Raw genomic sequence first — 9,440 nt, 5'->3', positions numbered from 1 at the left:
CCCGCCTTGCTATAGGGATTCTGTAGCAAATCCGATTCGACCTATTGCCCAAACGCCCCTACTTGGATCGGTTCGTACTCCATACTGATGCGTGTCAGATCGGGACCAGCGTGGGCGAAGCTGACGTTCTGTTCTCAGGGTCCTCAATGCCAACGGTCACCACCGTCAATACAATCCAGTAAAGCGACATGACCGTTAACGGTTAGACAAATACGTAATTTTTGCCGTGATTCTCTAGCAACATTGGGGAAATCACTGAAAAAAACCCTTGCTGAACGTTGATCCTAACCGCAGAATCACTCAAATGTTACATTATGTAACCAAACGTTACGCTTCCTCTCGCATTTTGCCTGGGTGACGCGTCTGGATCTGATTGCAGAGGGCGCTGTGATAACTTTCAATGACTCGTCGGAATCGATTCGGGAAATTAACCTCTCGTACATCATGCTTGTACAGCGGCTGCTGCAAAAGGATCGCTCCGCCGGGATGCTGCGCCTTGGGCTCTCCAAGGAAGTCGCGGATATTTTGGCTGCCCTTACCTTGGCTCAGGTGGTGAAATTTGCGGCGTCGAATCATCTGCTTTGTTCGTTTCGCTTCAACGATCACGCGATGCTATCGGCGTTGACAGATTCGACGCACAGAGCCGACATCGCTGAGGAACGCGCCGCAGTATCAATGGTCAGGCAGCAAGCTGTGCAATTTGCATAAGGGTGCAACAAAGGTCCAGATGTTTGTGCAACGCGAGCTCAAGAGAGTTTTATGGACGAAGATGATTGCTCCTCCGACGATAGCATCCCTCCTTTCGAAGAAGCAAAGGCGCTAAGCCAGAGCATCGTTACGATTCGCACGGCGCAAGGCAAGAACGTGCCGAGTGATTTTCCTCACGGTTCCCCAGAGTGGCAAGCAACGGCACTCGAATTTGTTCAGGACATCGACCGCGTGTTGGTGCGATAGATGATGGACGCGTACCCGACCGTTTTGGAGGAAGTTGAAGAACCGGCGTGAATCGAACTGGGACGTCCAAAGTTACTTTTCCCCACCGGCGAAGGCCAGTATCGCGATCCATCCGTGACGTTACCCCAAACCGCAAATTGCTTACGCTGGTGTCCGCATTAAACCCGTCTGCGGCCCCTGGCACCCCGCAGCTTGAGCGGCGCGGGTTCGGGTCGTCGTTTCACCGCCATAGTGGCGGGCAGCGAGACCGTAATGTCGGCGATAGCGGGTCAGCTCCGCCATCAGTTCGATCGTCGCTGGCAGCAAGCGCTCCTGGTCGCCCTTGCCGGTGATCGACAGTCACCAGCGGTCCTGGCCATCACGGTCGCGTCGTCTGAAAAATCCACCCATCGGATTGCTCACGACTTCAGAGATGCGCGGACCCATCAGATACAGCAGTGAGATCAGCCAGCGCACGCGTGCGTTACCGGCGGTGCAAATCCGACACCAAGCGGCGGCGTTGGGTCGAAAAATCCCATTCGTTCGTTCATCTGCGCGGCATACTTGTCCGCCTAAACCGACTCGCTCTGATAGCTAAACTCCGTAACTGCATCGGCGATTGCATTGTCCAGGCAGCGGTCGAGTGTTCGAAACTCCTCTATTTGAAAGGGCGCGTCACGGTCAAATGCAAGATCACTAATGGGTGACACAGGTCCCCATAATCATGAACAACCTGGTTGATTGAAAATCCGAGTGAAGCGTCTGGATCAGATGATCCAGGAAAAGCGGCACGCCGTTCTGCAATTGCTGCGCGGTTGCCCCTCTGGCGGGTCTGTGCGCAACTTTTAACCGGCATCGCTCGATAAGATCATCCCGATTGTTCGAAAGGAATTGATGCATCATGAAGTACTACCTCCTTTGTCGTCCCGCTATAGCAAATCTGTAGCAGGCCAGATGCGAGCAAGCGCAAAACCCACCCCTTCCTGATTGACCCTGCGCCATGGCTATAAAAACAACTACCGTTGTTGCCACTGACTTTTTCGAAGCCTTTTGTGAGGGGCTTTGTCAATGAACGAAACTCATGACTAGGGCCACCAACTTGCTCGGTGACTGTCCTTTCTGGCTGTAGCCGTCAAACGAGTGATCAACGAGGTGTTTGCGCACGTCGCCGTCATCATTCAATGCAGTAAAAGCCAGAATTACTGTTCGGCTGGTACGTCGATCCTGCCGCAAAGCCAAGGTGGCTTCATAGCCGTTGCACTCAGGCATGGAGATATCCATCAGGATGACCTGAGGAGCCCAATGTATTCCGATCGCAATGGCTTCCAGTCCACCAAAAGCGACCCGACACTCCATGTTCTCGAATGAGAGATAGGTCGCCATCGCTTCTGCGGCATTGCGGTTGTCGTCGACCACCAAAACGCGTAGCGGCATTCCGTGAAGGTCGAAGCTTCGCCTGATCCGTGGATGAGATAATGTTGTCGTGATGTTCGCTGGCATTGGATCTCCCTTATCTAAGGAGGACGCACTAGTCGTGCCGCGTCATATTTTTGTCTGACTATTTTCCCTCGATCAAGAGCCCGCCGCAGATCAAAGAGTTCGATGCTCTCGCAATTTCAGCTGAACCTTGGTGTTTTCGACTGGCCACGTTGATTTGATGGTGCTGTTTGACTTAATTCGGCCACAAGTTTCTTTAAGCGATTTGCACAGTAGCGATATCGCAGGGAAGTGGAATGAGACGCCAAGGAGATACGCCGGAAAAGAAGCAAAACGCAATCATTCTCTATGGCAGGTGCCGACAGCCTCCTAGGCCTGTGCGGGTTATCAGTTGACAACGATTGGCTCATGCGAGCGCGGAAGCGCAGCTCACAATTCCATGCTGAGCGACTCACAAGGGTCGAGTTCTGCGAGACGCGGACCGATCAATGACGGCCCACTCCGCCAGTTCAACGTCGGACCGTCGGCCATTAGGCGCCTTTAGGGGCGTGCGCCCGAATGGCCGCTTGACTGCGGGAACCAGTCAAGCCGCTGCCCATTCGCCCTTTTTTATCGGGTTTTCTTGCACAGCTCTGCAACCGTTGCGAGGAAGAGTTGCACGCTCACCGGCTTTCTCAAGTAGATTTCCCAATTTTTCGTCTCGTCCTCAGGAGGGAGGCCGGAGGAGTGCACGAGGATCGGCACGCTTGCTAGCTTCGGAATCATCTTCAGCCGACGACAAAGCTCAGCACCATTCATCAGTGGCATCATCCAGTCCGTGATGATCAGGTCGGGGAGAATAGTTGCTAGTAGGGAAAGCGCTTCGACGCCATGGCTAGCGCAATTGACTTCGTAACCTTTGTCTTGAAGGATACGGCACCACGCATCGAGTATTTCTGGTTCGTCGTCTACCAGTAAGATGAGCATAATGGCCGCCGAGTTCTTGGTCATCTTCTTTCCAACTGAGGCGTGCAAGAGATGTTCCACAATCCGCGTTTGCGGCGATAATGCCAAATTTTTATAGCTGCGGTGTCTCCCGTTCCGAAGTCAAGCCTGCTAGTAGCGCCGGTCTGATCCATACGAGTGCGAAGGGCGGTTCACCAACAAGGTAATTATTGCCGTCCCTTCGACGCGCCCTTGAGCTCAGACATCTGTTTTTATGAAGACAACGTTTCCATGCGCCCGCAATGACCGATATACCCGTTAGCCCGCTGCGCAGATTTTCTGACTTCGTTCGCCAGGAGCGGACCCGACTGACCGAGCAATGGATGAAAGCCGTTTTCGGCGATGTGGATCTCGTCGAAGCTGACAAGCTTACCTATCAGCAACTCGCCGACCACTTGCCCGAAATTCTCGACGGATTGTGTGCAGCGCTCGACGTCGAAGATCTCGAACGTGTCGAGCCGGCAATCGAGCGCGACGCGAGAAAACACGGGTTGGTCCGCTGGCGCCAGGGCTATCGGATCGAGGAGCTCGTGCGCGAGCTCGATTTGTTTCATCAAGTGCTTGCGGATGCGCTGGAAGAATTTGCCAACCGGGACAGCACGTTCACTCGCCGCCACGAAAGCCGGGCGAGGCGCCTCGTTGCCGAAACACTGAGCATGGTAACGCTCACGTCGATCAAGGAAGTGGTCAGTGAACGCGACCGCAAGATCGACGAGTACACGGGTAGGCTCGAACGTGCCAATCACGAACTGACTCTCAAGCAACGACTGGTCAACGATCTCTACGAATCGCGCATGCAGATCACTCGCAGCGTTGTCCACGATCTACGCAATTTTCTGAACGCGTTTTCGATTGCGCTGCAGCTGATCGGTCGCGCGCCCTCAAAAGCCGATATGGCGCTGACGATGGCGAACCGGCAGGCCATCGACATGAAAGCGCTCGTTGATCAGATGGTCGAGTATTCCGTTGTGCTCGGCGACGCCGCTCCCCTCACGCTTGAGCCAGTTGAATTGCGAGAGCTTTATGATGAACTCGTCACCTCCTCGCGGCCGGCCATCGAGGCGAAAGGGCTGACGTGGCGCGCGAGTTTCGACCCGGCGCTTTCCGCGGTCACCTCCAATCGCCTCAAGCTGAAGCAGATTGCGGTCAACCTGTTATCGAACGCGACGAAATACACGACGTCCGGTGAAATCAGCCTTAACTTCGCCATGGCGGGTTCGGAGCTTTGGTTGATCCGCGTGTCGGATACGGGGGTGGGAATCGCGCCTGAGGATTCGGCCCGAGTGTTCGACGAATTCGAACGGGCCGCTGGGGAGGATGTCCCCGGCACCGGTCTAGGTCTCGCAATCGTCAAGGAGCTATGCAGGGTGTTGAGCGGGCAGATCGATTTTGTCTCCCGCGAAAGCGTGGGGACCACATTCGAAATTCGCTTTCCTTTGATTCCGGCAAAACCTCAATGAGAGCGCTGCCGACTATATATCACGATGACTGACGGCAATCGGGCCGGCAGCGGACGTTCAAGGTTCTGGGCCAAATGTCGCCAACGGGTCGATGAGGGACGGTCGCCTATAGATCAGTACCGGTAAGCTTCTTCGCTTTATCAACGAACCGTTTTGAAATTCGTTCAGCAGGTGACGCGTGGGCATCAGCGCCACCCCGGAACAAGTGGGCGCCCTCGCCGCAATCAAATCGTTCTTGCTCGATGAGACGCTCGATGCCTTCATCCCGCCCGGCAGCGCGGGTACCGACAAGACGACCCTCATCGTCGGTCTCGTTGACCAACTAGAGGGTATGAACCTCTCTTCTGCATTGCTCGCGCCAACTGGCCGTGCGACCTGCATCCTCCGTAACACAATCAGGCAGATTACCGGTGAAGGTGATCGCAGCGTGTCGACGATTCACAAGGCGCTCTACGCAACGCACTGGTTCGACATCAACGTCGATGCCGAACCGCCAGTGTCCCGGCGACCGCTTCCTGTTTCCGCTCAGGGATGACGAGCGCGATGCCTCGGTGAATCGTCGATGGTCGGCGACAAGAATACCTTTGGTTTCAGTGCATGATCGGCACGAGCGTCGAAGCGCGAGATTGGCCGGAATATGCCAGGGTTCGGACTGCTCGAAAGAGTTTGCTTATTATCGAAAAAAAGCCCTCACGCGGAGTAATGCCGTTCAGTTAAGGTCCTTCTTAAGATATCGAACGGTGTAACGTTTAGGTCGTGATTTGACGATCCGCTCGCATGCGCGACCGGGTCGTTTTTCGTTGGGTAAAGCCTTGAGCCGTTCACGCAGCCGCTGAAGGCACGCAGGCAATTTTGCATAGGCCGGAGTAACGGCGGCCCACATCATTTCGTGCTGGATCGTATGAAAGGCCCGCACGAAGCTGATATCGGTGGGCTCGAGTCTGGCTTCCCATGCGGCGCTGGCGATCTCGCGACGAATCAGGTTGTAGGCGATCAACGCGCCCCATATTTCCTGATACACCCCTTGGACGGTGCGACTGCGCAAGGTCAACTCCGAACCCAGCATCGATTGCTTGATCTCCCGGAAACTGGTTTCGATCTGCCAGCGGCGCTCGTAGCAGGCAACGATATCTGCGGGTTTGAAGCGCCGGCGGTCCCCTAGCGAAGTCAGCAACACACGTTCGCGCCCGCGCGTGTCGATGGTGCGGATCGCCCGCGCATCCCAGAATTCGGGCAAAGCCGCGCACTTCTTGCGCGCCTGCGGCGAGACGCGCATGCGCACCGTCGCATCGTCCGCGGTACCTGAGATCACGTCCCAGCAGGTATTGGATTTGGCTGGAATCAGGAAGTGGCGATTGCGTGCTCCCATCGTCAGGCCACACAGAATCTCAGCGGCCAGAAAGCCCTTGTCGAACACAGTCAGCGAGTCTTCCGGTATCTGCGGCAGCAGGCTTTTGGCGTACACCATTTCGTTGGTGTCGTAGCGACCGAAATTAATATCGGCGACCAGATGTGTCGGAATCGAGGTGAGCGTCACTGCGCGCACCTGCGGATAACTGGCCACCTTGCCGCTGGCGTAACCTTGTGCGCCGAAGTGCTCGCGGTTGGCCGGGCTGTCGGCCGTGCGCAACGTGGTGCCGTCCATCGCCCACAGGCTCAATCCCTTGAACGCATGGTGAGCCGCGTCCTGCGTCGTCCAGGCACGTGCTGTCTGCTCAAACAGCCAAGCCATCGGCGCCTCGCCAACGCGCTGACGCGCCTGCGCCGCCGCGCTCTTGCTGACAAACGGCACGGCCTCGTTGGGCAACGCCAGATCAAGACTGTCGAGCACCTCGCTGATTGACCAGTGCCGGTAGATCGCCAGTGCAATTACCAGCCACACCACCTGTTCAGCCGGCAGGCGCCGCCGCCGGATGCTCGCTGTGCCCGTTTGCCTGCACCGCACGTTCGATCCACTCGTAGGGCAGATGCTCGGCTAACCGGCGCAGATCGGCAGGCTCTTGTGCTTCGATCAGGTAAGTGAGGTGGCTGGAGAGCATCGTGCCGAAAAGTTAACAGCTCGGCGCATCGTTTACAACCACTTCCCGCGTCAAAAACAAAAATGCCGCTCAGCTCTTAACTGAACGGCATTACCTCACGCGGAGGGCTTTCGTTTTGGCTACAGCTTCTGAAGTCTAGCGCGGGCGGTGCCGCCCGCTTTCCAAACTTTATTGCCGTTTCCAGACTTCATCGTCAAGGAACAACAAACCTCAAGCGCCGAAATTCTTCGACGCGAAGTCCCAGTTCGCAATGTTCCAGAACGCTTCAATAAACTTCGGACGCGCATTGCGATAGTCGATGTAATACGCGTGTTCCCATACGTCGATGGTCAGCAGCGCCTTCGCGTCGGTGGTCAGCGGCGTAGCGGCATTGCTCGTCGACACAATGTCGAGCGAACCGTCCGTCTTCTTCACGAGCCACGTCCAGCCCGAACCGAACGTGCCGGTTGCGACCTTAGCGAACTCTTCCTTGAACTTGTCGAACGAGCCGTACTTGGCGTTGATTGCGTCGCCGAGTGCGCCGGCCGGAGCGCCGCCACCCTTGGGCGACAGGCTGTTCCAGAAGAACGTGTGGTTCCAGATCTGGGCTGCGTTGTTGAACACGCCGCCCGATGCCTTCTTGACGATTTCTTCAAGCGGCAGGTTTTCGAATTCGGTACCCGGAATCAGCTTGTTCAGGTTCGTCACATAGGTTTGGTGATGCTTGCCATAGTGATACTCAAGCGTTTCTTCCGACATGTTCGGAACAAGCGCGTTCTTGTCGAACGGCAAAGGCGGGAGGGTATGTTCCATGATGCGAGCTTCCTTCTATGATGATTATGGGGGACGTGAGGAGTGAAGCAATGGAGCACTCGATTGTAGGCGAGTTGGGATAACCCCGCAAATTGCGGGTTTTTATGAGCAGTATCGATTCCGAAGCTTTAACAGCTGCGTAAAAAATGCTCGAACGTTCCTTCTAAGCCGTCAAAAATACGGGCTTTCAAGCACCCGTGCAGGTCTTGTGAAATTCCTTGTGTGCATCGTGTAAAAGCATTCGATGCACACGGCCCCAGCGTCAGAATTCATCGGAGAGGCGGGGCTGGATATCGGCCAGCACAATATCCGCCGATCCTTCCGCCAGATGGACGGTCAACGGCCGTTTTGGCTTCAGCGCGTTCGGCGCGCGCACGGCGCGTCCGGATTGCGTATCGATCAAAGCTGCGTAGCCGCGCTCGAGCGTGCGTTGCGGGCTCAACACCTGCAACCTCGCCGATAACTCCGACACCCGGGCCTCTGCCCGTTCATGCCGGCGCCCTTGCGAATCGCTCAGGCGTTGTGCAAGACGCATCAGATGTTCCCGCTCCGCGGCGAGATCGGGACGCCAGCGCTGCCAGCGCATCTGCACGAGCGCAAAACGCGCGCGGGCATCGCGCACCGGACGCGCACCGGCCGACGCCAGCCGCACCGCCAGTTGCCCCAAATGCGTACGCTGACGTTCCAGCCGCTCGGCCGGGCTGACCAGCCGGCGCGCCAGCCAGTCGAGTTGCTGCGCGCGCCGTTCCATCATGCGGCCGAAACCACGCGCCAGCGCCGCATGCCGGTGATCGAGATCGCGAAGCAACAACACGCGCTGCGGACTGACCAGTTCGGCGGCAGCAGTGGGCGTGGGCGCGCGGACATCGGCGGCGAAATCGGCGATGGTGAAATCCGTCTCGTGGCCTACGCCGCTCACAACCGGCATCGCGCTTTCGGCTATCGCGCGAGCAAGCACTTCCTCATTGAACGCCCACAGATCTTCAATCGAACCGCCCCCGCGACACACGATCAACACATCGACTTCGCGACGCGCACTGGCCTGATCGACCATTGCAGCAAGCTTCGCCGCTACGCCCGCGCCCTGCACCGGCGCCGGATACACGATCACCGGCACGTGCGGCGCACGCCGCGAGAGCGTGGTGAGCACGTCGCGCAGCGCCGCCGCCTGCAGCGACGTCACAATGCCGATCGCGCGCGGATGCTGCGGCAGCGCCCGCTTGCGCTCAGCCGCGAACAGCCCCTCGGCCTCGAGTTTCGCCTTCAGCTTCAAAAAGGCTTCGTACAACCGCCCCTGGCCCACGCGGCGGACCGCTTCCACGCCGAGTTGCAACTCGCCGCGCGGTTCGTACATCGTGACGAGCCCGCGAACCTCGATCCGGTCACCTTCGCGCGGCGTGAACTCGGCGTATTGCGCACGGCCGCGGAACATCACGCAGCGCATCTGCGCCTGCGCGTCCTTAATGGAGAAATACCAATGACCGCTGGCCGCTTTCGTAAAATTCGATACTTCACCCGATACCCAGACGAGCGGAAACGAGCGTTCGAGCATCGACCCGATCGCCCGGTTGAGCGCCGAAACGGGGATAACAGCATCAGCGCTGCCGGATAAGCCGGCTGAACCGGATGAAGCGAATGGATCGGAGCTCATCGAAGAAAAGGGTGGTCGGTTGAGGTTGAAAACAAGGCTGAAAATACGCTCACCCGAAGGCAAACAAAGGGCCATTCCGGCAATGCTGAACGGCCGAGGAACAAGGCACGGACGATAGCCCAATCAGCGTCCGAAGTGTAGCAA

Annotated in this window: 8 protein-coding genes and 2 pseudogenes; 4 read left to right on the top strand and 6 right to left on the bottom strand. The window is 57.2% G+C overall.

Features of this window, described 5'->3' with window-relative positions; genetic code table 11:
* Nucleotides 1-444: 444 nt before the first annotated feature.
* Together flhD and FH08_RS0127300 are read left to right on the top strand one after the other, a co-directional pair.
* Nucleotides 445-708, top strand: coding sequence for a flagellar transcriptional regulator FlhD (flhD, locus tag FH08_RS0127305; protein WP_051888582.1), 264 nt, complete (start codon nucleotides 445-447; stop codon nucleotides 706-708).
* A 51-nt stretch (nucleotides 709-759) separates the two neighbouring features.
* Nucleotides 760-954, top strand: a complete 195-nt coding sequence (locus FH08_RS0127300) for a hypothetical protein (protein WP_031361403.1) — start codon at nucleotides 760-762, stop codon at nucleotides 952-954.
* Nucleotides 955-1,508: 554 nt separating this feature from the next.
* Here FH08_RS0127300 and FH08_RS54435 read toward each other — a convergent pair.
* The 3 genes and pseudogenes from FH08_RS54435 to FH08_RS0127280 all read right to left on the bottom strand — a co-directional run.
* A pseudogene (locus FH08_RS54435) lies at nucleotides 1,509-1,836 on the bottom strand (sensor histidine kinase); the annotation flags it as partial.
* Nucleotides 1,837-1,998: 162 nt separating this feature from the next.
* On the bottom strand, nucleotides 1,999-2,433 hold the full coding sequence (locus tag FH08_RS0127285) for a response regulator (RefSeq protein ID WP_051888579.1): 435 nt from the start codon (nucleotides 2,431-2,433) through the stop codon (nucleotides 1,999-2,001).
* 546 nt (nucleotides 2,434-2,979) lie between these two features.
* On the bottom strand, nucleotides 2,980-3,360 hold the full coding sequence (locus FH08_RS0127280) for a response regulator (protein WP_235210513.1): 381 nt from the start codon (nucleotides 3,358-3,360) through the stop codon (nucleotides 2,980-2,982).
* Between the two features lie 236 nt (nucleotides 3,361-3,596).
* Between FH08_RS0127280 and FH08_RS0127275 the strand changes: the two genes are divergently transcribed.
* Together FH08_RS0127275 and FH08_RS0127270 are read left to right on the top strand one after the other, a co-directional pair.
* A complete protein-coding gene (locus FH08_RS0127275) occupies nucleotides 3,597-4,814 on the top strand; it encodes a sensor histidine kinase (RefSeq protein WP_031361398.1) in 1,218 nt (405 codons plus the stop codon).
* 178 nt (nucleotides 4,815-4,992) lie between these two features.
* Nucleotides 4,993-5,349, top strand: a complete 357-nt coding sequence (locus FH08_RS0127270) for an AAA family ATPase (protein ID WP_031361397.1) — start codon at nucleotides 4,993-4,995, stop codon at nucleotides 5,347-5,349.
* A 174-nt stretch (nucleotides 5,350-5,523) separates the two neighbouring features.
* Here the strand turns inward: FH08_RS0127270 and FH08_RS48620 are convergent.
* The 3 genes and pseudogenes from FH08_RS48620 to xseA form a co-directional block, all read right to left on the bottom strand.
* A pseudogene (locus FH08_RS48620) lies at nucleotides 5,524-6,853 on the bottom strand (IS4 family transposase).
* A 210-nt stretch (nucleotides 6,854-7,063) separates the two neighbouring features.
* Nucleotides 7,064-7,645 (bottom strand): superoxide dismutase, encoded by a 582-nt coding sequence (locus tag FH08_RS0127260; RefSeq protein WP_031361396.1) that lies wholly within the window; start codon nucleotides 7,643-7,645, stop codon nucleotides 7,064-7,066.
* A gap of 262 nt (nucleotides 7,646-7,907) precedes the next feature.
* Nucleotides 7,908-9,296: an exodeoxyribonuclease VII large subunit gene (gene xseA / locus FH08_RS0127255; RefSeq protein WP_031361395.1), complete on the bottom strand. Its 1,389-nt coding sequence runs from the start codon at nucleotides 9,294-9,296 to the stop codon at nucleotides 7,908-7,910.
* Between the last annotated feature and the right edge of the window lie 144 nt (nucleotides 9,297-9,440).

The organism is Caballeronia sordidicola, assembly GCF_000729995.1.
GTDB classification, from domain to species: Bacteria; Pseudomonadota; Gammaproteobacteria; order Burkholderiales; family Burkholderiaceae; genus Caballeronia; species Caballeronia sordidicola_A.
Note: the sequence above shows the minus strand (reverse complement) of the source record. Positions and strands in the feature narration are given on the sequence as shown.